This window comes from Kitasatospora sp. NPDC015121, assembly GCF_055562955.1.
The window spans coordinates 292,064-314,426 of sequence record NZ_JBVHEH010000001.1; the positions used below are offsets into that span (position 1 = coordinate 292,064).

At 75.0% G+C, this 22,363-nt stretch carries 22 protein-coding genes and 1 pseudogene; 12 read left to right on the forward strand and 11 right to left on the reverse strand.

Going from position 1 to position 22,363, the window contains the following annotated elements:
• Window positions 1-91: 91 nt before the first annotated feature.
• Window positions 92-1,306, forward strand: coding sequence for an aminotransferase class V-fold PLP-dependent enzyme (locus ACZ3J7_RS01295; RefSeq protein ID WP_465615583.1), 1,215 nt, complete (start codon window positions 92-94; stop codon window positions 1,304-1,306).
• On the opposite strand, the gene ACZ3J7_RS01300 is transcribed toward ACZ3J7_RS01295, so the two are convergent.
• From ACZ3J7_RS01300 to ACZ3J7_RS01320, 5 genes are all read right to left on the reverse strand, one after another.
• Window positions 1,307-1,723, reverse strand: coding sequence for a DUF3224 domain-containing protein (locus ACZ3J7_RS01300; RefSeq protein ID WP_465615585.1), 417 nt, complete (start codon window positions 1,721-1,723; stop codon window positions 1,307-1,309).
• Window positions 1,724-1,806: 83 nt separating this feature from the next.
• Window positions 1,807-2,148, reverse strand: coding sequence for a divalent-cation tolerance protein CutA (gene cutA, locus ACZ3J7_RS01305; RefSeq protein WP_465615587.1), 342 nt, complete (start codon window positions 2,146-2,148; stop codon window positions 1,807-1,809).
• Window positions 2,149-2,368: 220 nt separating this feature from the next.
• Window positions 2,369-3,253 carry a dioxygenase family protein gene (locus ACZ3J7_RS01310; RefSeq protein ID WP_465615589.1) on the reverse strand — a complete coding sequence of 295 codons (885 nt, stop codon included), beginning with the start codon at window positions 3,251-3,253 and terminating at the stop codon, window positions 2,369-2,371.
• A gap of 434 nt (window positions 3,254-3,687) precedes the next feature.
• Window positions 3,688-4,548 carry a helix-turn-helix domain-containing protein gene (locus ACZ3J7_RS01315; RefSeq protein ID WP_465615591.1) on the reverse strand — a complete coding sequence of 287 codons (861 nt, stop codon included), beginning with the start codon at window positions 4,546-4,548 and terminating at the stop codon, window positions 3,688-3,690.
• A 135-nt stretch (window positions 4,549-4,683) separates the two neighbouring features.
• The gene (locus ACZ3J7_RS01320) at window positions 4,684-5,466 is read right to left on the reverse strand and encodes a DeoR/GlpR family DNA-binding transcription regulator (protein WP_465615593.1); all 783 of its coding nucleotides are present in this window, start codon (window positions 5,464-5,466) and stop codon (window positions 4,684-4,686) included.
• A gap of 144 nt (window positions 5,467-5,610) precedes the next feature.
• Here ACZ3J7_RS01320 and galK point away from each other — a divergent pair, with 144 nt between their 5' ends.
• The gene (galK, locus tag ACZ3J7_RS01325) at window positions 5,611-6,762 is read left to right on the forward strand and encodes a galactokinase (protein WP_465615595.1); all 1,152 of its coding nucleotides are present in this window, start codon (window positions 5,611-5,613) and stop codon (window positions 6,760-6,762) included.
• A 93-nt stretch (window positions 6,763-6,855) separates the two neighbouring features.
• Here the strand turns inward: galK and galT are convergent, their stop codons facing one another.
• The 3 genes from galT to ACZ3J7_RS01340 all read right to left on the reverse strand — a co-directional run bounded on the left by galT (window position 6,856) and on the right by ACZ3J7_RS01340 (window position 10,737).
• Window positions 6,856-7,938, reverse strand: coding sequence for a galactose-1-phosphate uridylyltransferase (gene galT / locus ACZ3J7_RS01330; RefSeq protein WP_465615597.1), 1,083 nt, complete (start codon window positions 7,936-7,938; stop codon window positions 6,856-6,858).
• A 145-nt stretch (window positions 7,939-8,083) separates the two neighbouring features.
• Window positions 8,084-9,727, reverse strand: coding sequence for a phosphoglucomutase (alpha-D-glucose-1,6-bisphosphate-dependent) (pgm, locus tag ACZ3J7_RS01335; RefSeq protein ID WP_465615599.1), 1,644 nt, complete (start codon window positions 9,725-9,727; stop codon window positions 8,084-8,086).
• Between the two features lie 215 nt (window positions 9,728-9,942).
• Window positions 9,943-10,737: a LysR family substrate-binding domain-containing protein gene (locus tag ACZ3J7_RS01340; protein ID WP_465615600.1), complete on the reverse strand. Its 795-nt coding sequence runs from the start codon at window positions 10,735-10,737 to the stop codon at window positions 9,943-9,945.
• A gap of 75 nt (window positions 10,738-10,812) precedes the next feature.
• Here ACZ3J7_RS01340 and ACZ3J7_RS01345 point away from each other — a divergent pair, with 75 nt between their 5' ends.
• Complete coding sequence (locus tag ACZ3J7_RS01345) at window positions 10,813-11,247, forward strand: DUF5997 family protein (RefSeq protein WP_465615602.1); 435 nt, start codon at window positions 10,813-10,815, stop codon at window positions 11,245-11,247.
• Between the two features lie 128 nt (window positions 11,248-11,375).
• Window positions 11,376-12,941, forward strand: a complete 1,566-nt coding sequence (locus ACZ3J7_RS01350) for an adenosine deaminase family protein (RefSeq protein WP_465615603.1) — start codon at window positions 11,376-11,378, stop codon at window positions 12,939-12,941.
• A 72-nt stretch (window positions 12,942-13,013) separates the two neighbouring features.
• Here the strand turns inward: ACZ3J7_RS01350 and ACZ3J7_RS01355 are convergent, their stop codons facing one another.
• The gene (locus ACZ3J7_RS01355) at window positions 13,014-14,654 is read right to left on the reverse strand and encodes an amidohydrolase (protein ID WP_465615605.1); all 1,641 of its coding nucleotides are present in this window, start codon (window positions 14,652-14,654) and stop codon (window positions 13,014-13,016) included.
• Window positions 14,655-14,716: 62 nt separating this feature from the next.
• Window positions 14,717-16,246, reverse strand: a complete 1,530-nt coding sequence (locus ACZ3J7_RS01360; protein WP_465615607.1) for an APC family permease — start codon at window positions 16,244-16,246, stop codon at window positions 14,717-14,719.
• 233 nt (window positions 16,247-16,479) lie between these two features.
• Between ACZ3J7_RS01360 and ACZ3J7_RS01365 the strand changes: the two genes are divergently transcribed.
• From ACZ3J7_RS01365 to ACZ3J7_RS01395, 7 genes are all read left to right on the forward strand, one after another.
• On the forward strand, window positions 16,480-17,187 hold the full coding sequence (locus tag ACZ3J7_RS01365) for a TetR/AcrR family transcriptional regulator (protein ID WP_465615609.1): 708 nt from the start codon (window positions 16,480-16,482) through the stop codon (window positions 17,185-17,187).
• An 88-nt stretch (window positions 17,188-17,275) separates the two neighbouring features.
• Complete coding sequence (locus tag ACZ3J7_RS01370) at window positions 17,276-17,665, forward strand: VOC family protein (protein WP_465615611.1); 390 nt, start codon at window positions 17,276-17,278, stop codon at window positions 17,663-17,665.
• A 99-nt stretch (window positions 17,666-17,764) separates the two neighbouring features.
• Window positions 17,765-18,439 carry a hypothetical protein gene (locus ACZ3J7_RS01375; protein ID WP_465615613.1) on the forward strand — a complete coding sequence of 225 codons (675 nt, stop codon included), beginning with the start codon at window positions 17,765-17,767 and terminating at the stop codon, window positions 18,437-18,439.
• An 866-nt stretch (window positions 18,440-19,305) separates the two neighbouring features.
• On the forward strand, window positions 19,306-19,965 hold the full coding sequence (locus ACZ3J7_RS01380; protein ID WP_465615615.1) for a hypothetical protein: 660 nt from the start codon (window positions 19,306-19,308) through the stop codon (window positions 19,963-19,965).
• A 102-nt stretch (window positions 19,966-20,067) separates the two neighbouring features.
• The gene (locus ACZ3J7_RS01385; protein ID WP_465615617.1) at window positions 20,068-20,598 is read left to right on the forward strand and encodes an NUDIX hydrolase; all 531 of its coding nucleotides are present in this window, start codon (window positions 20,068-20,070) and stop codon (window positions 20,596-20,598) included.
• Window positions 20,599-20,691: 93 nt separating this feature from the next.
• Window positions 20,692-21,186: a MarR family winged helix-turn-helix transcriptional regulator gene (locus ACZ3J7_RS01390; RefSeq protein WP_465615619.1), complete on the forward strand. Its 495-nt coding sequence runs from the start codon at window positions 20,692-20,694 to the stop codon at window positions 21,184-21,186.
• The gene (locus ACZ3J7_RS01395; protein WP_465615621.1) at window positions 21,183-21,641 is read left to right on the forward strand and encodes a MarR family transcriptional regulator; all 459 of its coding nucleotides are present in this window, start codon (window positions 21,183-21,185) and stop codon (window positions 21,639-21,641) included. Before ACZ3J7_RS01390 ends, ACZ3J7_RS01395 begins: the two co-directional genes overlap by 4 nt.
• Window positions 21,642-21,706: 65 nt before the next feature.
• Here ACZ3J7_RS01395 and ACZ3J7_RS01400 read toward each other — a convergent pair.
• Window positions 21,707-21,862: pseudogene (locus tag ACZ3J7_RS01400) on the reverse strand (transposase); the annotation flags it as partial.
• 65 nt (window positions 21,863-21,927) lie between these two features.
• On the opposite strand from ACZ3J7_RS01400, the gene ACZ3J7_RS01405 reads away from it, so the two are divergent.
• Entirely contained in the window at window positions 21,928-22,353 is a 426-nt protein-coding gene (locus ACZ3J7_RS01405) for a hypothetical protein (protein WP_465615623.1), read from the forward strand.
• Window positions 22,354-22,363 lie beyond the last annotated feature (10 nt).

A 22,363-nucleotide genomic window follows, 5' to 3' on the forward strand; every position in this document is an offset into this window, starting at 1 on the left:
GTGGGCCGGTGCCCGGCGCGGGCGTCGGCTGTGCCAGGATCGCGGCAGGCCGGGGGCAGCGCCGCGTCCGGCCGGATCGGAGGGAACAGCCGTGGCCACCGCCGTCGCCCCCAAGCCCCTGCTGCTCGCGGACGGGCGCCCCGCCGCCGCGGGCTGGTCGCTCGACCCGGGGATGCGGCACCTGAACCACGGCTCGTTCGGTGCGGTGCCGCTGGTCGCGCAGCGCGAGCAGCAGCGGCTGCGCGAGGAGATGGACGCCTCGCCGGTGCTCTGGTTCCCGGCGCTGCCCCGGCGGGTGGCCGCCGCGCGCGCCGCGGTCGCCGACTTCCTGCGGGTGCCCGCCGAGCACACCGCGCTGGTGCCGAACGCCAGCGCCGGGGCGAGCGCCGTCTACGGCAGCCTCCCGCACCGAGCGGGCGGGGAGGTGCTGGTCACCGACCACGGCTACGGGGCGGTCACCATGGGCGCGGCCCGGCTGGCCCGGCGCTGGGGCGGGGCGGTGCGCACCGCGCACGTTCCGCTGGCGGCCTCCCCGGAGGAGGCCGCGGCGGCGGTGATCGGGGCGGTGACCGGGCGGACGGCGCTGATCGTGCTGGACCGGATCACCTCCGCGACCGCCCGCTACCTCCCGGTCGACCTGGTGGGCGCGTTCGCCCGGGAGCGCGGCATCACGCTGCTGGTCGACGCCGCGCACGTGCCCGGCCTGGACGAGGACCCGCGGGCCGGGGCGGACTGCGACGCCTGGGTGGGCAACCTGCACAAGTTCGGCTGCGCGCCGCGCGGCACCGCCGCGCTGGTCGCCCGCGGCGAACTCCGGCACGCGCTGTACCCGTTGATCGACTCCTGGGGCGCGGAGGAGCCGTTCCCGGAGCGCTTCGACACCCAGGGCACGCTGGACGCCACCGGCCCGCTGGCCGCGCCGACCGCGCTGGACTTCGTCGAACGGCAGTGGGGGTGGGCCGAGGCCCGCCGCTACATGGGCGAACTCGCCGACTACGCCGAACAGCTGATCGGCGCGGCGATCGGCGACGCGACCGGCGAGCCGGCCGCCGCCGAGGTCGGCTCCCCGGTGAACGCGCTGCGCCTGGTCCGCCTCCCGGCCGGCCTGGGCCGCACCCGGCTGGAGGCCGACGCCCTGCGCGACCGGCTGGCCGGCGGGTTCGGCGTGGAGGCGGCGTTCACCAGCTTCGCCGGGACGGGCTACTTCCGGCTCTCCACGCACGTGTACAACACCGCCGCGGACTACGAGTACTTCGCCGAGCGGTGCGTCCCGGTGCTGTGCGACTGGGCTCGACAGCGGCGCTGACTAGACCGGGGGGAACGGCAGTTCGTAGTCGAGGTGGACGCGGTGGGTGCCGTCCGCGTCGATCGCGATGCCGCCGGTGCCGGTGATGCCCGCGAGGGCGCCGGTGCCGCTGCCCGGGACGATGACGAAGTACTCGTCGTCCCGGGCGGTGCCGAGGGTGGTGGCGGAGTGGGCGAAGTTGAAGCTGCCCGCCGCGCCGTGCAGGGTGCCGGCGAAGGACTCCATCGCCAGGTAGGTGCCGACGCCCGCGGCCTGGTCGAAGGCGGAGGTGAACAGGGTGTCGGAGCGGCCCTCGACCTCGCCGCGGAACTCCTTGCGCATGGTGGCGACGCCGACCGCGACGGCGGTCTCGACCCCACCCCCGGGGACCGGCGCGGGGGTGAACTCCTGGACGGTGAAGGTGCCTGATGCTCGCATGGGCGGGAGCGTAGACGGTGGGGCCGACAACCGCTCGGGGAAGGCGGCGGCCCGGGGGCCGCGGCGCGCCGGCGGCGGGCGGTTCATCCGGGTGCGGTCTCGGTCTCGGCGTCCAGCCAGGCGAGGTAGCCGGGGGCGCCGGCGGTGACCGGGACGGCGATCGCCTCGGGGGTGTCGTAGTCGTGCAGTTCGCCGATCCGGGCGATCAGCCGGTCGGCCAGGGCGGCCCGGGTCTTGAGGTCGACGCGCCACTCGGTGGCGTCCTGGACCTCGCCGCCCCACCAGTACACCGAGCGGATGGGGTGGACTTGCGCACAGGCGGCGAGGCGTTCGCGGACCAGGGTGGTGGCGAGGGAACGGGCCGCGGCCTCGTCCTCGTGGGTGGTCGTCACCACCAGGTGCTGGTACTGCTGCTGCTCGGTCACGGGGACGAGCGTACGGGGGTCGGGAGGGGTCGGGCGGGCGGTGGTGCGCCATGACGGCCCGGGCACCCCGCGCTCGGGCCGTCATGGCGCTTGGCGGACACGGTCCCGGTCTCCCGGTTTTCCCCTCCCGGGGAGTGGGGCCGTGCCGCCGCTTCGGGTGGCTGTCGTCGCTGACCGCCCGCGTGGGGGTGGGGTCGGTCAGCGACGGGTCGGGGTGGGGTCAGCGGCGCTGCCAGAGGGCCGGGACGTTCGGCGGCTCCCAGCCCGCGTAGGCGACGTGGCCCTGGAGGCAGACGTAGGTGACGCCGTTGTACGTGACCACGTCGCCGGCCTTGTAGCTGGTGCCGGCCTTCCAGGTGGTGGTGCCGCCGGTCTGGCTCGGGCTGGGGCTCGGGGTCGGCGAGCCCTGGCTCTGGCTCGGGCTGGGGCTGGGCGTGCCGGTGCCGTTGACGTTGAGCACGAAGTCGAAGCTGGCCTCGCGCCCGTTGCCGACCTGGCGGACCGTCATCAGCAGCGCCGGGTCGTAGATGGTGTCGGTGGCGTTGCGCGGCTCGTTCGGGAAGTACAGCTGGGTGGTGAGGATCGGCTGGTTCGGCGCCTGCACCTTGACGTGGATGTGCCGGGTGCGGCCGGGGTAGAGGCCGGGCACGATCGTGGTCAGCGAGTACGAGCCGTTGGCGCCGCTGAACTGGTGGCCGCGGAAGGTGTAGCCCGAGTTGTCGTAGGTGCCGTTGGTGTCGGCCTGCCAGAAGTCCAGCAGCGCGCCGGCGATCGGAAGGCAGTTGCGGCCGAACACGAAGCCGCTGACGGTCAGCGGGACGCCCGGGGTGCTGGAGGTGACCAGGCTGGTGCGCAGCGGGGAGCCCGGCTTGAAGTAGGGGCCCTCGATCTGCTCGATGGTGGTGTGCCCGTCGGTGCACTCCGGGGTGAGCGGGAGCGGCGTCGGCGAGTCGGCGGCGACCGCGTCGCGCGCCAGGGCGACGCCGGTGCCGACCAGGACCGGCGCGGCGGCGGCCGCGGCGGCCGCCTTGAGCAGGCCCTTGCGGCTGATCTTGCGATCGGCCAGTTCGCTCAGGCCGTCCAGCGGGTTGTGGGGGGTGGACATGGCTCTCCGTTCGACTGCTGCAGTGGGTCGCCGCACGCCCGGATTCCCTTGGATGGGACATGACACCTGGAGAGGTCGGGTCTCCCGACACGGCGGCGCTGTGGGGTGCCTCAGACGCTAGGCCCTGCCCGGCCGGGCCGTCGATGGACGGGGGCGGCGGGACGTGGTGCATTCCTCAGCCGCCGGCCCGCCCCGTTCGACCGGGCGTCAGCCGGGGTTCGGACGGACTTCGGGCCGGCTTAGGGTACGCCTCCGGCTGGCTTAGGGGAACGAGTTGACGCCGTGTCAGGTGAGCTGCGGCGGAACCGGCGGACGGGGTGCGGGCCGGGCGCGGCCGACCTTAAGCGACCACTGCGGGAGCGGCGGGGCGGGGCGGGGGCGGCTCGCGGTCGGTCGGCGCGCGGACGGTCGGCGCGCGGACGGTCGGCGCGCGGTCAGCCGGCCTTCTCGCGGAACTCCCCCGGGGTGCGGCCGACTTCGCGCCGGAAGAAGCGGCAGAAGTACGCCGGGTCGGAGAAGCCGGCCGCCGCCGAGACCTGTCGGATCGTCATGTCCGTGGTGGTGAGCAGGCGTTTGGCCTCCAGGGTCTGCTGCTCGCGGATCAGCCGGGCCGGGGTGCGGCCGGTCGCCTCCTTCACCACCTCGTGCAAGTAGCCCGCCGAGACGCCGAGTTCGCGGGCCAGCGCGAGGACCGAGCGGTCGCTGCGGTCGGCGTCGGCGATCATCCGGGCGAACCGGGCGGCGAGCGGGTGGCTCGCCGCCCGGGGCACGGCGGCCGGGCCGCGCCCCCGGGCCACCCGCAGCGCGCGCACCAGCAGGACGTGCAGCAGCGCCTGCATCACACCGAGGCCGCCGTCCAGCCCGGCCTGGTACTCCGTGGCCAACTCGTTGATCCCGCCGATCAGTTCGCGGTGCTCGCGGGGATCGGGGCGGAGCGCCGGGCCGGTCGCCAGGGTGCGCAGCAGGGCCAGGTCCTCCGGGTGCCGGTGCAGGAAGTCCTCGTTGAACAGCAGCACCCGGCCGTCCAGCCGGCTCGCCCCGCGCCAGCAGTGCACCTGGCCGGGCAGCACCACGTACAGCACCGGCGGCTGGATCCGGTGCTCGACCAGGTCGATGACGTGGGTCCCGCTGCCCGCCGTGACGTAGGCGAGCTCGTAGAAGGAGTGCCGGTGCGGGAAGTCCGCCCTGGACAGCGGCCCGATCGCGTCGAAACTGCCCGCCGCGAACGGCAGCAGCCCCGGATCGGGCACGTCCAGCTCGTGCAGTTCCAGGCCGACGGCCGCTCGGAGCTTCATCGCGCCAGTGTGCGCAAACGGCCCGCGAATCGTCCAGCGGCCGCCGCCGAGTGGCACGGACCGGCACGCGGATCCGGCCCGGCGCGGCGGCGGTCGGTGGTAGGGGGCCGGGCGCGGGGTGGTCGGCCGGACGGGTCAGACCAGCAGGAGTTCGCCGCAGGACTCGGTGAGCACGGCCCGGGCGTCGGCGGGGAGGGCCCGGTCGGTGATGAAGCAGTCGAGGTCGGTGAGGGCGGCGAAGCTGCTGAGGCCGACGACGCCCCACTTGGTGTGGTCGGCGACGGCGACGGTGCGGTGGGCGGAGGCGATCAGGGCGCGGTTGGTCTGGGCCTCGGCGAGGTTGGGGGTGGTGAGGCCGGCGCGTTCGCTGACGCCGTGGGCGCCGATGATCAGCAGGTCGGCGTGCAGGGAGCGGATGGCCTGGTCGGCGAGCGGGCCGACCAGGGCGGCGGAGCGGGTGGGGGCGCCGCCGGTGAGCAGCAGGGCGGGGCCGTTGTCGCCTCGGGCGCGGACGAGCTCGGCGACCGGAAGGGAGTTGGTGACAAGGGTGAGGCCCGGGACGTCGAGCAGGCGGGCGGCGACGGCGTAGGCGGTGGTGCCGGCCGAGACGGCGACCACCGTGCCGGGCTGGACCCGGGCGGCGGCGGCCTCGGCGAGGGCGGCCTTGGCGTCGGGGGCCAGGGTGGACTTGGCCTCGAAGGCGGGCTCCTCCGCGCTGGTGGTGCGGGCGACCGCGCCGCCGTAGACCTTGCGGACCCGGCCGGCCCGGGCGAGGGCGTCCAGGTCGCGGCGGACGGTCATGTCGGAGACGCCGAGCTGGTCGACGAGTTCGGCGACCTTGACGGCTCCGTCGCGGCGCACCAGGTCCAGGATCAGGGCCCGGCGCTGGTCGGCGAGCAGTCCGCCGTCGGTCGTCACGGTGTCCTCCGGAAGGGGTGGGGGTGGGCGGCGATCAGCATAGTTGGCGGGGCGGCCCACCACCCCTGTTCGGGTCTGGTGTTGTGTGTTTGAATGTGTTGAATATACCGCCTGCTCGTCCGTGAACGCCCGCTGGAGCGCCCGATGACCACCGAGACCGATGTCGCCACCGTCTTCACCTCCGTCTTCGGCGGCTCCCCCGACGGCGTGTGGGCCGCGCCCGGCCGGATCAACCTGATCGGCGAGCACACCGACTACAACGAGGGATTCGTGCTGCCCGCCGCGCTCCCGCACACCACCCGGGTGGCGGCCCGCCGCCGCGCCGACGGCGCGGTGCGGCTGTTCAGCGCGCAGGGCGACGGATCGGTGGCCGCGTTCGCCCTGGACGCGCTGGCCCCGGGCTCGGTGCCGGGCTGGGCGGCCTACCCGGCGGGCGTGTTCTGGGCGCTCGCCGAGGCCGGGCACCCGGTGGGCGGGGCGGACCTGGCGTTCGTCTCGGACGTGCCGACCGGCGCCGGCCTGTCCTCGTCCGCCGCCCTGGAGTGCGCCACCGCGATCGCCCTGGACGACCTGTACGCCCTCGGCCTGGACGCCCCCGGCCGGGCGCTGCTGGCCCAGCGCGCCGAGAACGGGTACGTCGGGGTGCCGTGCGGCGCGCTCGACCAGATGGCGTCCAGCTGCTGCGTCGCGGGCCACGCGTACTTCCTCGACACCCGGACGCTGGACGGCCGCCAGGTCCCGCTCGACCTGACCGCGGTCGGCCTGTCGCTGCTGGTGGTCGACACCCGGGTCAAGCACGACCTCGGCGACGGCGCGTACGCGGGCCTGCGGGCCGGCTGCGAGCGGGCCGCCGGGCTGCTCGGCGTGCGGGCGCTGCGCGACGTCGGCGCCGCCGAGCTGGCCGCGGCCGAGGAGAAGCTGCCCGCCGAGCTGCGGCCGCTGCTGCGGCACGTCGTCACCGAGGACCAGCGCGTCCTGGACGCGATCGCCCTGCTCGACGCGGGCGACCCGCGGGCGCTCGGGCCGGTGCTGACCGCGGGGCACGCCTCGCTGCGCGACGACTACCGGGTCTCCTGCCCGGAGACCGACCTGGTGGTGGCCACCGCGAACGCGGCGGGCGCGCTGGGCGCGCGGATGATGGGCGGCGGCTTCGGCGGCTCGGTGCTCGTCCTGGCGGAGACCGACCGGCTGGCGGGGATCGAGCGGGCGGTGCGCGAGGCGTTCGCGGCGGCGGGCTTCGCCGCGCCGCAGGCGTTCCCGGCGGTGGCCTCGCAGGGGGCGCACCGGGTGTCGTGACGGAGGGCCCGCGCTCAGGGGCCCCACCCACGGGCCCCACCGGGAGGGCCCGGACCGCTCGTGCGGTCCGGGCCCTCCCGGTGGGGCGGGGTCCTACAGTTCGCGGAGGGTGCGGGCGGCGGTCTCCGGGCGGACGTCGTTCATGAAGGCGCCCATGCCGGATTCGGTGCCGGCCAGGTACTTGAGCTTGTCGGCGGTGCGGCGCAGCGTGAACAGCTCCAGGTGGAGGGCGAGTTCGGTGGCGGCGGGGCGGGGGGCCTGGTGCCAGGCGGCGATGTAGGGGGCGGGTGCGGGGAAGAGGCGGTCGAAGCGGCGCAGCAGGTCGAGGTAGACGCGGGGGAACTCGGCGCGGGCGTCCTCGTCGAGGGTGGTGAGGTCGGCGGTGCGGCGGTTGGGGTAGAGGTGCACCTCGTAGGGCCAGCGGGGGGCGAACGGGACGAAGGCCGTCCAGTGGGCGGCGGCCAGGACGACGCGGGAGTCGGCCCGTCCGGCGGTGGCGCGCTCGGCGGCCAGGACGTCGTCGTACAGGTTGCGGCCGGTGGCGGCGAGGTGGGCGGCGGCGCGGTCGAGGGCGAGGGCGGTGCGCGGGGTGGTGAAGGGGAAGGCGTAGATCTGGCCGTGCGGGTGGCCGAGGGTGACGCCGATGTCGGCGCCGCGGTTCTCGAAGCAGTAGACCTGGCGGACGCCGGGGGCGGCGTACAGCTCGGCGGTGCGGTCGGTCCAGGCGTCCAGGACGAGGCGGGCGCGGTCCTCGCCGAGGTCGGCGAAGGAGGCGCGGTGGTCGGAGGTGAAGCAGACCACCTCGCAGCGGCCGGTGCCGGGGGTGAGCGCGTACGGGCCGTCGGTGCGGCCGGTGACGTGGGCGGCGGAGGAGTCGGCGAGGGACGGGAAGCGGTTCTCGAAGACGGCGACCTGGTAGTCGGTGTCCGGGATCTCGCTGAGCCGGTCGCCGGCCGAGGGGCAGAGCGGGCACTGGTCGGCCGGCGGGTGGTAGGTGCGGGACTGGCGGTGCGCGGCGATGGTGACCGGGTCGCCGGTGAACGGGTCGATCCGGACCTCGGAGGCGCTCGCGGTCTCCTCCAGCGGGCGCCGGTCGGCGGCGTCGCGCGGGACGGGCTCGGCGTCGTAGTAGATCAGTTCGCGGCCGTCGGCCAGCTTGGTCACCGTCTTGTGCACGGCGGCACTCCTCGTGGTTCGCGGCTCAAGACAGGGAAGGACGAGCCGATACATCAAACATCTTCGAACAGACTGCACCACAATGCAACACCCCTCCGGCTCTCGGGAGCCGGAGGGGTGCGGGGGCGGGGGCGGGGTGCGGGGGTCAGGCCTTGGCGAGCACCTCGGTGACCAGCTCGCGGGCCTCGGACTGGACCTGGGCCAGGTGCTGCTCGCCGAGGAAGCTCTCGGCGTAGATCTTGTAGACGTCCTCGGTGCCGGAGGGGCGGGCGGCGAACCAGGCGTTCTCGGTGGTGACCTTGAGGCCGCCGATCGCCGCGCCGTTGCCGGGCGCGTGGGTGAGGACGGCGGTGATCGGCTCGCCGGCCAGCGCGTCGGCGGTGACCCGGGAGGCGTCCAGCGCGCCGAGGGCGGCCTTCTGGGCGCGGTCGGCGGGGGCGTCGACCCGGGCGTAGACCGGGTCGCCGTGCCGGGCGACCAGCTCGCGGTGCAGGGCGGAGGGGGTGCTGCCGGTGACGGCGGTGATCTCGGAGGCGAGCAGCGCCAGCAGGATGCCGTCCTTGTCGGTGGTCCACGGCGAGCCGTCGCGGCGCAGGAAGGACGCCCCGGCGGACTCCTCGCCGCCGAACGCGACGCCGCCGTTCAGCAGCCCGTCGACGAACCACTTGAAGCCGACCGGCACTTCGAGCAGTTCGCGGCCGAGCCCGGCCACCACCCGGTCGATCAGCGAGGAGGACACCAGCGTCTTGCCGACCGCCGCCGTCGCGGGCCAGCCCTCGCGGTGGCGGTACAGGTAGTCGATGGCGACGGCCAGGTAGTGGTTGGGGTTCATCAGCCCGCCGTCGGGGGTGACGATGCCGTGCCGGTCGGCGTCCGCGTCGTTGCCGGTGGCCAGCGCGTACGCGTCGCGCTTGTCGATCAGCGAGGCCATCGCGTACGGGGAGGAGCAGTCCATCCGGATCTTGCCGTCCCAGTCCAGCGTCATGAACCGCCAGGTCGGGTCGGTGAGCGGGTTGACCACGGTCAGGTCGAGCCGGTGGGTCTCGGCGATCCGGCCCCAGTAGGCGACCGAGGCGCCGCCGAGCGGGTCGGCGCCGATCCGCAGGCCGGCGTCCCGGACGGCGTCCAGGTTCAGGACGGCGGGCAGGTCGTCGACGTAACGGCCGAGGAAGTCGTAGCGGGCGGTGGTGTCGGCGGCCAGTGCCCGGGCGTACGGGATCCGGCGGACGCCCTCCAGGCCGGCGGCGAGCAGCGCGTTGGCGCGGCGCTCGATCCAGCCGGTGGCGGTGGAGTCGGCGGGGCCGCCGTGCGGCGGGTTGTACTTGAAGCCGCCGTCGGCGGGCGGGTTGTGCGAGGGCGTCACCACGATGCCGTCGGCCAGGGCGGCCGGACGGGTGCGGTTGTGGGTGAGGATCGCGTGCGAGACGGCCGGGGTCGGCGTGTAGCCGTCGGCGGTGTCGAGCAGCACGGTGACGCCGTTGGCGGCCAGCACCTCCAGCGTGGTGGCGCGGGCCGGCTCGGACAGCGCGTGGGTGTCGATGCCGAGGAACAGCGGCCCGGTGGTGCCCTGGTCGGCCCGGTAGTCGCAGATGGCCTGCGCGGTGGCGGCGATGTGGTCCTCGTTGAAGGCGGAGCGCAGCGCCGAGCCCCGGTGGCCCGAGGTGCCGAACGCGACCCGCTGTCCGACGTCCTCCGGGTCCGGACGCAGTGCGTAATAGTCCGTCACCAGGCGGGCGACGTCGATCAAGTCCTGCGGCTGGGCCGGCTGGCCCGCCCGTGCGTGCACCATCGTGGCTACTCTCCTAGGGTCGGTACGGCAAGGATGCCCGTCGACCATCATGCGGGCCACACCGCCCCAACTGCGGGAACGCCGGGGAGCGCGCGGCCGTCGGGGCGGCGTCGGTCCCGTGACGCCTTCCCGGGCGGCGCCCGCGCAGTCCTCTCCCCCGGTCGGCGCGGCGGTGGCAATATTGCGCCGGGCCGGGTCTCCGGGGGCGGGCGGGGCTACCTCTTGCGGCCGCCGCCGCTGCCGCGCTTGGGCTGGGCGGCGCGGCCGCCGCCGGTGCGCCGGCCCGGCTTGGGCTTGGCCCCGGGGGTGCCGGCCCTGGGGTCGCCGGCCTGGGGGGTGCGCTTCTTGGCGGTGGCGGAGGGGCGGCGCTGCTCCTCGGCGGCGGCGGTGCGGCCGCGGGAGCTGTTGGCGGTGCGGCCGCGGACGATGCCGATGAACTCCTCGACCAGGTCGGTGGTGGCGTCCTCGGGCCAGGCCAGGGCGACCTGGGACTGCGGGACGTCGACCAGGGTGCGGTAGGTGAGGTCGCGGCGGTGGTGCAGCCGGGCCAGCGACTGCGGGACGGCGAGGACGCCGACGTTCGCGGCGACCAGTTCGATCGCGTCGGCGGTGGTGGCGGGCCGTTCGAAGGCGGGGCGGCCGGGGAGCTCGGGCCAGGCGAGGGTGTCGTCCTGCGGGTGGAAGACGACCTCCTCGGCGAGGTCGGCGGCGGTGACCTCCTCGGCGGCGGCCAGCCAGTGGTCCTTGGGGAACACCACGACGGTGGTCTCGGTGTACAGCGGGATCGCGCTGAGCACCGTCCGGTCGACCGGCAGCCGGACCAGGCCGGCGTCCGCGCCGCCGGTCAGCAGCAGGGCGTGCCCGTCGGCGGGGGCGTGCTGGAGCAGCTCGACCGGCACGTCCGGCAGCCGCTCCTCCCACACCCGCAGCCACTTGGTGGGCGTCACTCCCGGCACGTACACCAGGCGGAAGGGGGCGGTGGGGGCGGCGGGCCGCTCGTTCTCGGTCACGGGCCCCAGGCTAGCGGGCCGCCGCCGGGGGCCGCCGTGACCTGGGCAGGGGCGCGTTCCCTATATCCTTGTCGCATGACTACGCCCAAGCCCAAGACCTCCCAGACCATGAAGCCCGCGACCGCGGCCAAGAAACTGGGGATCTACCTGGCGGCGACCCCCGCCGAGTTCCAGGCGGGCGTCGTCACCCGCGACGAGCTCAACGCCATGCAGGCCGAGCCCCCGCAGTGGCTCGCCGACCTGCGCCGCAACGGTCCGCACCCGCGCCAGGTGGTGGCGTCCCGGCTGGGCGTCTCGGTGACCGGCCTGAACCGCGCCGGGATCACCGAGGCGCTGACCAGCGAGCAGATCGACGCGCTGCGCGAGGAGGACCCGGAGTGGCTGCGCCGCGAGCGCGCGCTGCAGGCCGAGGTCCGCAAGGAGGCCCAGCGGGTGCGGGACGCGGCGGAGAAGGCGGCGGCGGTCAAGGCGGCCCGCACCGCCGGCAAGGCCAAGTCCGGTCGCAAGTGACCGGGCGACCGGCCGGGTAGCAGGATTCGACCGTCCGAGCGGGCGTCCCGGTGCGACGACACCCGTTCGGATGATGTGCGCACGACATGAACGGCTTTGCGGCATACGGGAACTGACGGTCCGTCAGCATGGCGACCATGATGTCGCTACGCCGTACCTCCGCCGCGGCCGTCGCCGCCTGCGCGGCCCTGCTGCTGCCGCTCGCCCCCACCGCCCAGGCCGCGGACCGGGCCGGCTCCCGGCCGACCGAGGCGGCCGTCAACGGCCTGCTGGACGGGATCCGGCAGGACCCGGCGCGCCTGGACGCCTTCCTGCGGGCCATGCCCAAGGGCGGTGACCTGCACAACCACCTGTCCGGGGCGGTCTCCACCGAGCTGCTGATCCGGCTGGCCGCGCAGGACGGCCTGTGCATCGACTCGGTGACCCTGACCTCGGCGACCGGCCCGTGCCAGGGCACCCTGCGGCCGGCCCAGGACGCGCTGCCCGACGGCGAGTTCCGCACCTCGGTGATCCGGGCCTGGTCGATGCAGGACTTCACGCCGGGCCCGGAGTCCGGCCACGACCACTTCTTCGCCACCTTCGGCAAGTTCGGCGAGGCCAGCTGGCGCCACCCGGGCACGATGCTCGCCGAGGTGACCGACACCATGGCGGCGCAGCACCAGAGCTACCTGGAGACCCTGCTGACCCCGTCCTCGGTCGGGGTGGCGGCACTGGCCGCCAAGGTCGGCTTCGACCCGGACTTCGCGGCGCTGCGGCGGAAGCTGCTGGCGGACGGGCAGGTCCAGGGCCTGGTGGACGGGGCCCGGGCCGACCTGGACGCCGCGATGGCCGAGTACCAGGCCGCCGAGCGGTGCGGCACCCCGCAGGCCCGGCCGGGCTGCGCGGTGACGGTCCGGATCCAGTCGCAGGCCTCCCGGGCGTCCACCCCGGCGCGGGTGTTCGCGCAGTTGCTGCTCGGCCTGGAACTCGCCTCGCAGGACGAGCGGTTCGTCGCGGTGAACCTGGTGCAGCCGGAGGACTACCAGTCCTCGCTGGACAACTACCAGTTGCAGATGCGGATGCTGGAGTACCTGCGCCCGCTCTACCCGAAGGCCCATGTCAGCCTGCACGCGGGCGAGTTGGCGCCCGGGCTGGTCAAGCCGGAGGACCTGACCTTCCACATCCGGCAGGCCGTGCTGACCGCCGGCGCCGAGCGGATCGGCCACGGCGTGGACGTCACCCACGAGGACGACTCGGCGGAGCTGCTGCGCACCCTGGCCGAGCGCAAGGTGCTGGTCGAGGTGCCGCTGACCTCGAACGCGCAGATCCTCCAGGTCGAGGGCGCCGAGCACCCGTTCCCGCTGTACCGGAAGTACGGGGTGCCGACCGCGCTGGCCACCGACGACCCGGGCGTGGAGCGGATCGACATCACCCACGAGTACGTGCGCGCGGCGCGGACGTACGCGCTCTCCTACACCGACCTGAAGGACCTGGCGCGCAACTCGCTGGAGTACGGGTTCGTCTCCGGCCGCAGCCTGTGGCGGGACCGGAACGGGTTCAAGCCGGTGCCGGAGTGCCAGGGCCGTGCGCTCGGGTCGGAGAACCCGACGCCGAAGTGCGCGGAGCTGCTGGCGGCCAGCCCGAAGGCGGCGCTGGAGTGGAAGCAGGAGGGCGCGTTCCGGACCTTCGAGGCCTCGGTGCTGCACCTGAAGTGATCCGGACGGACGCGGCGGCGGCCCGCCGGGGGGGCTCCCCCCGGCGGGGTGTCCGGGCGCGGACCGGTGGGTCTACTCGGCGGTGTGGACCGCCCGTCCGCCGACGTAGGTGCGCAGCACCCGGGTCTCGGCGATCTCCTCGGTGGGCGCGGCGAACGGGTCGCGGTCGAGGACGACCAGGTCGGCGAGGTTCCCGGCGCGCAGCACGCCGGTGTCGTCGAGGCGGTTGAGGTGGGCGGTGCCGGCGGTGTAGGCGGCGAGCGCGGCGGCCAGGTCGAGGCGCTGCTCGGGCAGGAAGACCGGGACGTCCGGGTCGGCGCCGGGTTCGCGGCGGTTGACGGCGACGTGGATGCCGTCGATCGGGACGGCGCTGGAGACCGGCCAGTCGCTGCCGGCGGCGAGGGTGGCGCCGGTGCGCCGGAGGGCGCCGAAGGGGTACTGCCAGGTGGCGCGCTCGGGGCCGAGGAAGGGGATGGTGAGCTCGTCCATCTGCGGTTCGTGGGCGGCCCACAGCGGCTGGATGTTGGCGATCGCGCCGAGCGCGGCGAACCGGGCGACGTCGTCGGGGTGGATGACCTGCAGGTGGGCCAGGTGGTGGCGGTTGCCCCGGCGGCCGTTGGCGGCGACGGCGGCCTCGACCGCGTCCAGGGCCTCGCGGACGGCGCGGTCGCCGAGGGCGTGGAAGTGCACCTGGAAGTCGAGCGCGTCGAGGGCGGTGACGTGCTCCTTGAGCGCGGCCGGGTCGACGAAGCTGAGGCCGCTGTTGCCGGTGGCACAGCCGCAGCCGTCCAGGTAGGGCGAGGTGAGGGCGGCGGTGAAGTTCTCGGCGATGCCGTCCTGCATGATCTTGACCGAGCCGGCCCGGAACCGGCCGTGGGTGTACTTGGCGCGGCGGGCGACGAGTTCGGGGATCTGCTCGGCGCCGCGCTCGCGGTCCCACCACAGGGCGCCGACCACCCGGGCGGTGAGGGTGCCGTCCTGGGCGGCGGCGAGGTAGGTGTCGGACGGGTCGGGGTTGCCGCCGAACTCGCCGAGCAGGGCGTCCTGCCAGGCGGTGATGCCGAGCGAGTGGAGCATCGCCTGGGCGGCGAGCAGGCCGGCCGTGCGGTCGGCGGCGGTGGGGGCGGGGGCGTGCCTGCCGACCAGGCCGCAGGCGCCCTCCTGCAGCATGCCGCTGGGGGTGCCGTCGGCCTCGCGCTCGATCCGGCCGTCGGCGGGGTCGGGGGTGTCCCGGGTGAGGCCGGCGAGTTCCAGGGCGCGGGTGTTGGCCCAGGCGCCGTGGTGGTCGCGGTTGGAGAGCAGGACGGGCCGGTCGGGGACGACGGAGTCGAGCAGCTGCCGGGTGGGCAGGCCGCCGTCGAAGCTCTCCATCGACCAGCCGCCGCCGGTGATCCACTCCTTCTCGGGGTGGGCGGCGGCGTACCCGGCGATCCGGGCCAGGTAGTCGGCGACGGTGACGGTGCCGGTGAGGTCGCAGGAGGCCATCTCGATGCCGCCGTAGACGGCGTGCACGTGGGCGTCCTGGAAGCCGGCGACCAGCAGCCTGCCGTGCAGGTCGACGACCTCGGTTCCGGGGCCGATCAACTCCCGCACCTCGTCGTGGCCCACCGCGGTGATCCGCTCGCCGGTGACGGCCAGCGCGGTCGCCCGGGTGCGGGCGGCGTCGCCGGTGTGGATCGGCCCGCCGGTGAAGACCAGGTCGGCACGGTTCATGGGGTGGTGCTCCGTTTTCTGCGTGAGGTGCGGGAGTCGGTCGCCCGGGCCCGGGCCCGGGGTCAGGCGGCGGTGGCGGGTTCGGTCTCGGCGGCGGCACCGGCCCGGTCGGTGGCGCCGGCGAAGTAGGCCGAGCGGCGGCCCCAGCGGGACCAGGCGGCGGCGACCAGGCCGGAGCCGATCATCAGGACCGGCACGGTCAGCTCGAACCAGCCGTTGCCGGCCGAGAGTTCGAAGTGGTCGGCGCTGTCGTAGAAGCTCCAGGCGAGGTAGCCGCCGACCAGCAGCAGCACGATCGCGCCGAGCAGCGGGGCGACGACCGCCTTGAGGCCCTCGACGGGGTCCGCGCGCAGCAGGTGGCGGAAGCGCACCGCGGAGGCGATCGCGACCAGCGCGTAGTAGAGGGCGACGACGATGCCGATGGCGTTGACGGTGGCCGAGATCAGCTCGGTCACGGTCGGGATGACCAGGGCCAGGCCGGCCAGCGCCAGCGCGATGCCGGTGATCAGCCAGGTGCCGGTGGAGGGGGTGCGGAAGCGCGGGTGCAGCCGGGTCCAGACCTTGCCGAGGGTGCCGTCGCGGCCCATCGCGTAGGTGCCGCGGGCGGTCGGGATGACGGCGGCCTGCAGCGAGGCGGCGGCGGAGAAGGTCAGCGCGACCAGCGGCAGCGCGGCCAGCGGCTGGTCGGCGAGCTTGTCGGCGAAGTACGCCAGCCCGGTGGCGCCGTTGTCGGCGAGCTCGTCGATCGGCAGCACCCGCTGGAAGGCGGTGCCGGCGAACAGGAACAGCCCGAGCATCAGCAGCAGCGACAGGAAGCCGCCGCGGGTGGCGTCCTTCGGGTCGTGCACCTCCTCGCCGACGCTGAACACCGACTCGAAGCCCCAGTAGCAGAACACCGCGAGCACCATGCCCTGGGCGAGCGCCGCCGTCGACGGGATCTCGAACGGGTCGTACCAGGACAGGCTGAACGGCTGGTCCCCCGCGAACAGGCCGTAGCCGCAGAACGCGAGCAGCACCGCGTACTCGAAGACCAGCAGGTACTTCTGCAGCCTGGCGGCCAGGTCGAGGCCGCGGACGGCGACCACGGTCGCGGTGAGCAGCACCAGCATGCCGATCAGCGTGCACTGGAAGCTGGAGTCGGGGTCGAGCTCCACGCCGGGCAGGGCGTGCAGGCCGGCCTTCCCGGCCAGCTGGATGAGCGCCGAGCCGGTGACGGTGGTGGTGTACGCCATGAAGACGATGGTGGTGACGATGTTCACCCAGCCGGTCAGGAAGCCGAGCCACGGGTTGAGCGCCTTGCCGACCCAGCGGTAGGAGCTGCCCGCGTCCGGTTCGACCCGGTTGAGGCGGCCGTAGCCGCTGGCGATGGCGAGCACCGGCAGGAAGGCCAGCAGCATGATGGCCGGCAGGTGCAGGCCGACCACGCCGGCCATCAGGCCCAGGCCGATGCCGATCGAGGTGGTGGCGGCCGTGCTGGACGCGGCGATCACCACCACCGCGCCGACGCCGACCGACTTGCGCATCGCGTCCGGGCCCGCGGGGGAGCCGCCGCCGTCGGGGACGGGGCCCCGGTCCTTGACCGTCGTTGCCAAAGGATCACCGCCGAAAGGGTGTCGTGGGGGACGCCCGCTGGCGGGCGCCGGGTGAGGGGTGCGCCGTGCGTCGGCGCGGGGGTTTCACGCGGGACCGGCGGGCCTCGGGGGGCTCGGCGCGCCGGGTGGGGGGTCGCCGGCGGGGAACCGCCGGTAGGGACGCCATGAAACCCCCGCTCCTGTCGAACGTCAATGCCGTTGTCATAAGGGTGGATGCCCTAGGCTCACGGGCCATGACCGACCGAACCGACCGGGTCGTCCCCGAGACCGAGCGCCGTCGCCGCCGCCCCACCAAGCACGGCACCGTGCTCTCCGAGCGGACCATCGTGGAGACCGCGCTGCGCCTGGTCGGCCAGCACGGCGCCCAGGCCTTCACCGTCCGCCGGCTGGGCACCGCGCTCGGTGCCGACCCCAGCGCGATCTACCGGTACTTCCACAGCACCGACGACCTGCTGCTGGCCGTCGCCGACGAACTGATCGGCCTCGGCCTGGCCGGCTGGCGGCCCACCGGCGACTGGCGCGCCGACCTGCGCGAGGTCGGCCTGCGGATCCACGCCAGCTCGCTCGCCCACCCGCAGGCCGCCGTCCTCGCCGCGTACCGCACCACCGGCCGGGCCAACGAGATCCGGGCCATCGAGACCATGCTCGGCATCCTGCGCGCGGCCGGCTTCCCCGACCCGGACGCGGTCGGCCTCTACCACGCCTTCATCGACCAGGCCCTCGGCTTCGCCGTCCTCGACTCCGCCGCGCTCGCCCTCCCCGCCACCGCCCGGCGCGCCGACAACGGCGTCTGGGACACCGCCTACCGCGACCTCTCCCCCGCCACCCACCCGCACATCACCGCCACCGCCGACCTGCTCGCCGCCGACATGCGCCGCAGCGCCTACCCGCTCGCCCTCGACCTGCTCCTGGACGCGCTGGCGGCCCGCCTGCCGTCCTGACGGCGGGCCGCCGCCGGGGACGGGGGCGGGCCGGTAGGTTCGGACGGAGGGCGCCGCTCCGGGCGCCCGTCACCCCTTGGAGGCTCGTGTGCGGATCCACCTCACCTCGGTGTTCGTCGAGGACCAGGCCCGGGCGCTGGCGTTCTACACCGACGTGCTGGGCTTCGTGAAGAAGCACGACGTGCCGCTCGGCGGCGGGGCCCGCTGGCTGACGGTGGTCTCCCCCGAACAGCCGGACGGCACCGAGCTGCTGCTGGAGCCCGCCGGCCACCGCGCCGTCCCGCCGTACCAGGCGGCGCTGCGCGAGGACGGCATCCCCGCCGCGTCGTTCGCCGTGGACGACGTCCCGGCCGAGTACGAGCGGCTGCGCGCGCTCGGCGTGGCGTTCACCCAGGAGCCGGTGACGGCCGGGCCGGTCACCACCGCGGTCTTCGCCGACACCTGCGGCAACCTGATCCAGATCGTGCACGCGCCGTAGCGGGAGCGGAGCCGGGGCCGGGGCCGCGGTTGGGGGGCGGGCGGCCGGGCGGGCGGACGCGGCGTTCGGCCGGGCGGGCCGGTCCGGTACGGTCGGGGCGTGATCGAGGACGTGGCGGGTCGGGGTTCGGCGTGGTGGGCAGTGGCCAAGGAGCGGGCGCTGCCCTGCTGGTGGCAGCTGCTCGCGGTGGAGCTGCTGCACCTGGTGGTGCTGGCCGTACTGGGCGGGGCGGCGATCGGGTCCGGGGCCGCCGGGCGGGCCGCGGCGGTGCTGATGTTCGCGATCGGCGCGGTGCTCGGCGGCTGGCTCTGGTCCGCCCGGCTGCGCCTGCTGGACGGCGAGCGCGACCTGCTGCGGGCGCTGCGGACGACGGGCTCCCCCGTCCTGCGGCTGGCCCTGCTGACCAGCGCGGTCAACCCGTACGGGCTGGCCTGGCTGGCGTCGGCGCTGTTCCTGGGCGACGACTCGCTGGTGCGGTCGCTGACGCCGGCGCTGTTCCCGCTCGGCCTGTGCCTGGCGGTGGTGTTCGCGCTGCTGCCGATGGCCGTCCTGCTGGAGGGCCGCGGCCTTGGCCGGGCCTGGCGGCTGCTGCGCGGCAGCCGGGCCTCCGCGCTGCGGATCGCCTCGGTGGTGCTGGGCCAGGCGGCGCTGTCGGTGCTGCTGCCGGGCGCGTTGCTGTCCCTGCTGCTGAACCCGGCCTGCGCGGTGCTGCTGTTCGCGTCCTACCGGCTCTCCCTGGACGAGGAGAACGCCCGCACGGGGCAGCCCTCCTGACGTTGCGTCAGGAGCGTTCGGGGATCCGTCCGGCGACCGGTCCGGGCCGGTCGATCGGCCGTGCGTGACCGCCCCCCGGGCGAGCAGGTGGGGCGGCGGTGGCGGATCCCCGGGGTGCTGCTCCGGATCGCCGGCACCCGAGGCCCGGCGCGCCCGTCGGCGTGCACGCCACGGCCGCCGGGGCGGGCGTCCCGCCGTGTCCGGCACGACACCGCTTCCGGAACGGGGAGGGCTACGGCTGGACGCACCGGCCCGGCCCGGCACCCGGCTGCCGGAGTGGGCGGCCGGCAGGGCCGCCGCCGCGCTCACCTGCTTCCCGCCGCCCACCGCCCATAGCTGCCTGCCGCCTCCCGGCTTCCCGTCGGCACCCGAGGCCCGGCGCGCCCGTCGGCGTGCGCGCCACGGCCGCCGGGGCGGGCGTCCCGCCGTGTCCGGCACGACACCGCTTCCGGAACGGGGAGGGCTACGGCTGGACGCACCGGCCCGGCCCGGCACCCGGCTCCAGGAGTGGGCGGCCCGCAGGGCCATCGCCGCGCTCACCTGCTTCCCGCCGCCCACCGCCCATCGCTGCCTGCCGCCTGCCGCCTTCCCGTCGGCGCCGAGAGCCGGCGCGTCCTACGCGCTGGTGCCGGACGGCTCCTGGCCGCCGGAGAGCTTCCCCGCCGGACAGCCGCACCCCGCCCGGCACGCCGGACAGGTCGCCGTCCCGACCCCGCCACCTGGGCGGACTCCTCGCCTCCGACGTCCCCCGGCCCGCCTCGACCCCCCGCCGCCGGGGCCGCCCCGGGACGGCCGGTGTCCCGGCGGATTGGTATGTTCTCGGACCGTCACTACCGACAGCCGTCTCACGGGGGATCCACACCAGCATGCGCATCCGTCAACTCGCCGCCGCAGCAGCCCTGCTGACCGCCGCCCTGACCGTCACCGCCTGCGAGCCGGAGGAGGCCGCGGACTCCGGCGCCACCACCGCCGCGAGCGGTTCCGCCGTGCCGAGCGGCGCCGCATCCAAGCCCGCCGCCACCAACTCGGCCAAGCCGTCCGCCGGTTCGGGCAAGTCCGGTGCCGCGCCCACCGGCCTGCAGGCCGTCAGCGCCGCCGACGAGAGCGCGTTCGAGAAGGCCAGCATGGACGTCGGCGGCTGCGCCGCCTTCTACAAGACCCACCGCGTCATCGTGGTCGAGGGCGCGGCCCCCGGGGAGCCGCTCAAGGGCACCCCCGCGAAGGTCGAATGCGGCCAGTACGGGCGGTTCATCGACATCACCGGCAACGTCACCTCGTACCACAAGCTCTCCGCCAACGCCTCCGTCACCTTCTTCACGAAGGGCCTCAACCCCTCCGGCCAGTACCCGCACTACGAGGCCAAGAAGGGTTCCTACGACGACTACGCGAAGGTCCACCTGCCCTGCTTCGACGCCTCCAAGCCGGACGACCACCCCGCCGACATCTGCGGCAACCTCTTCATCTACGAGCTGGACGCCGGCGGCGTCATCACCTCGATGCACGAGACCTGGGAGCCCACCGACTGACGCTCCGCGACGCCCGCGACACCCGGGGCGGGCCCTCGGCGGCTCGCCCCGACTCGACGGCTCCCAGGGGCCGTTGGGCCGCCGGCCACTAGGGTCGACGCCATGACGTCGCACCCCCGGGGCACTGCGCCCGCCCGCCGGGACACCTCCCGCATCCTGCTGCTCGACGACCGGGACCGCCTGCTGCTGCTCTGCTCCCGCGACCCGCGCCCGGGCGGCGGCCGTTGGTGGTTCACCGTCGGCGGCGGCGTGGACGAGGGCGAGGACGCGCTGACCGCCGCCGTCCGGGAGCTGCGCGAGGAGACCGCGCTGGTCCTGCCCCCCGAACGCCTCGGCCCGGTGGTCTGGACCCGCCGCACCACGTTCACCTTCGACGGCCGCCCCTTCCGCCAGTGGGAGGAGTACCGCCTGCTCCGCCTCGCCCCCGCCGAGACCGCCACCGTCCGGGTCGACCCCGGCGAGGCCCGGTTCGGCCACCACTGGTGGACCGTCGCCGAGTTGGCCGCCACCGACCAGGTCATCCGCCCCCGCCTGCTGGGCCCCCGCCTGGCCGACCTGCTCCGCGACGGCCCCGGCCCGGCTCCGCTGCACCTCGGCGATGTCGACGACGACGAGGACCGGGCCCCCAACTAGGGCCTGCATCTGGTCGTGATCATGCGACGGGGCAGGGGCGGTCCCGCCGGAAGATAGTAGCCATGGACATAGTAGCCATGTACTCTATTCGCCATGAGCAAGGGTTCACCGGGCCCCACGCCCGGCTTCCTGGTCTGGCGACTCGCCAACAAGTGGCGCGTCGCGGTCGACCGCGCGGTGGCTCCGCTGGGCCTCACCCACGCGCAGTACGTGTTGGTCGCGTCGCTGCACGGCATGCAGCGCGCCGGCGAGCGGCCCAGCCAGCGCCGGCTCGCCGACCACACCGGCCTGGAGGCGCTGTACGTCTCGAAGCTGGCGCGCGCCCTGGAGTCGGCCGGTCTGATCGAGCGCACCCGCGACCCCCGCGACCCCCGCGCCGTACAGCTCGCCCTCACCGAGCAAGGACGGGCTGTCACGCGGCAGGCCATCGCGATGGTCCAGGGACTGCTCCAGCAACTGCTGGAGCCGCTCGGCGGCCTCGACGCCCCGGGGACGCAGGCGTTCACCGACGAGCTGACGGCCCTGCTCGACGTCCCCCTCGCTCCATCCGCACCGAACGACCAGAGCACTCGGAGGAGAACGCCATGACCGCCATCACGCCCACCGCTACCGCGCCCGTCGCCGATGCCCGCGCCCTCGCCCTGGCCCACTACGCCGCCCGCAGCGTCCTGGAGCACGTCCTGGCCCGGTACGGCGCCACGTTCCAGCAGCAGGTCACCCTGCGCGCCGCCCTCACCACCGAGACCCCGCAGACGCCGGACGACCTCGTCGCCCAGGTCCAGGGCTTCCTCAAGGCCGATCCGGCCGACATCCGCGCCACCGTCGACGAACTGCTGGCCCAGCGGCTGCTGGTGGCGGACGGCACGCACCTGCGCCCGACGGACGCGGGGCGCGAACTGCTCGCCGCCACCGGCGCGGAGACCGCTCCCGTCTCAGCCCGCATCTGGGGCGGGATACCCGCCGAGGACCTGACCGCCGCCGGCCGCGTCCTCGCCCTGGTCACCGAGCGCGCCAACGCTGAGCTTGCGGCGCTGACCGCCTGACCTCGCGACCGGTCCCGCAACCAGCCGTGATCACAGGCCGGTTCGGGTGAGGCCGTTGATCCGGTTCATGGAGGCAGGGAGTCGAAGACGTCGGCGTCCCTCCCCTGCCGGAGGCGGTTGTGAACCGTCGACCAGGCCCTGAACTCGCCCGGCGCCTCCCGCCACCGGCCACCGGTCCGAACCCGCCGGAGCGCGCGCACTGCGGTCCGCGGCCGGTGGTGCGGCCGCCGGCCCCGTTACAATTCCCCGACCAGACGTCAGATCACGGTCCAGATCCGGGGGAAGAATGGATCCTGAGCTCCTCGTGCTCGCCGGCAGCGCCGCGAGCGCCATCGTCACTGCACTGTCCACCGACCTGTGGCAGCAGGCCCGCGACGGCCTGGTCGCGTTGTGGCGCCGCTCCCATCCCGAGCGGGCCGAGGCGGTGGCCGCCGAGGCGGACGCGACCCGGGTCGACCTCGCCGACGCCCAAGGGGGCGGCGACGGCTTGGTCGAGGACGAGCTGCGTGCCGAGTGGCAGGGGCGGATCCGCCGGCTGCTCGCCGCCGACCCGGAAGCCGCCGCGGGGCTGCGCGCGCTGCTCGACGAGCTCGCCCCGCAGCTGCCGCAGGCCGCCCCCGGGACGGTGACCCAGAACGCACAGGCTTCCGGGAGCGCCCGTGTCTACCAGGCCGGCCACTCGATCCACGTCACCGAGCGGCCGCTGCCGTGACGGCTGAGGA

Excerpts from the sequence above, each read along its gene's own strand:
- ACZ3J7_RS01300 (WP_465615585.1), bottom strand. The coding sequence starts at position 1,723 with ATGCGAGCATCAGGCACCTTCACCGTCCAGGAGTTCACCCCCGCGCCG.
- ACZ3J7_RS01310 (WP_465615589.1), bottom strand. The coding sequence starts at position 3,253 with ATGTCCACCCCCCACAACCCGCTGGACGGCCTGAGCGAACTGGCCGAT.
- ACZ3J7_RS01315 (WP_465615591.1), bottom strand. The coding sequence starts at position 4,548 with ATGAAGCTCCGAGCGGCCGTCGGCCTGGAACTGCACGAGCTGGACGTG.
- galK (WP_465615595.1), top strand. The coding sequence starts at position 5,611 with ATGACCACCGAGACCGATGTCGCCACCGTCTTCACCTCCGTCTTCGGC.
- pgm (WP_465615599.1), bottom strand. The coding sequence starts at position 9,727 with ATGGTGCACGCACGGGCGGGCCAGCCGGCCCAGCCGCAGGACTTGATC.
- ACZ3J7_RS01345 (WP_465615602.1), top strand. The coding sequence starts at position 10,813 with ATGACTACGCCCAAGCCCAAGACCTCCCAGACCATGAAGCCCGCGACC.
- ACZ3J7_RS01350 (WP_465615603.1), top strand. The coding sequence starts at position 11,376 with ATGGCGACCATGATGTCGCTACGCCGTACCTCCGCCGCGGCCGTCGCC.
- ACZ3J7_RS01355 (WP_465615605.1), bottom strand. The coding sequence starts at position 14,654 with ATGAACCGTGCCGACCTGGTCTTCACCGGCGGGCCGATCCACACCGGC.
- ACZ3J7_RS01365 (WP_465615609.1), top strand. The coding sequence starts at position 16,480 with ATGACCGACCGAACCGACCGGGTCGTCCCCGAGACCGAGCGCCGTCGC.
- ACZ3J7_RS01380 (WP_465615615.1), top strand. The coding sequence starts at position 19,306 with ATGCGCATCCGTCAACTCGCCGCCGCAGCAGCCCTGCTGACCGCCGCC.
- ACZ3J7_RS01385 (WP_465615617.1), top strand. The coding sequence starts at position 20,068 with ATGACGTCGCACCCCCGGGGCACTGCGCCCGCCCGCCGGGACACCTCC.
- ACZ3J7_RS01390 (WP_465615619.1), top strand. The coding sequence starts at position 20,692 with ATGAGCAAGGGTTCACCGGGCCCCACGCCCGGCTTCCTGGTCTGGCGA.
- ACZ3J7_RS01395 (WP_465615621.1), top strand. The coding sequence starts at position 21,183 with ATGACCGCCATCACGCCCACCGCTACCGCGCCCGTCGCCGATGCCCGC.
- ACZ3J7_RS01405 (WP_465615623.1), top strand. The coding sequence starts at position 21,928 with ATGGATCCTGAGCTCCTCGTGCTCGCCGGCAGCGCCGCGAGCGCCATC.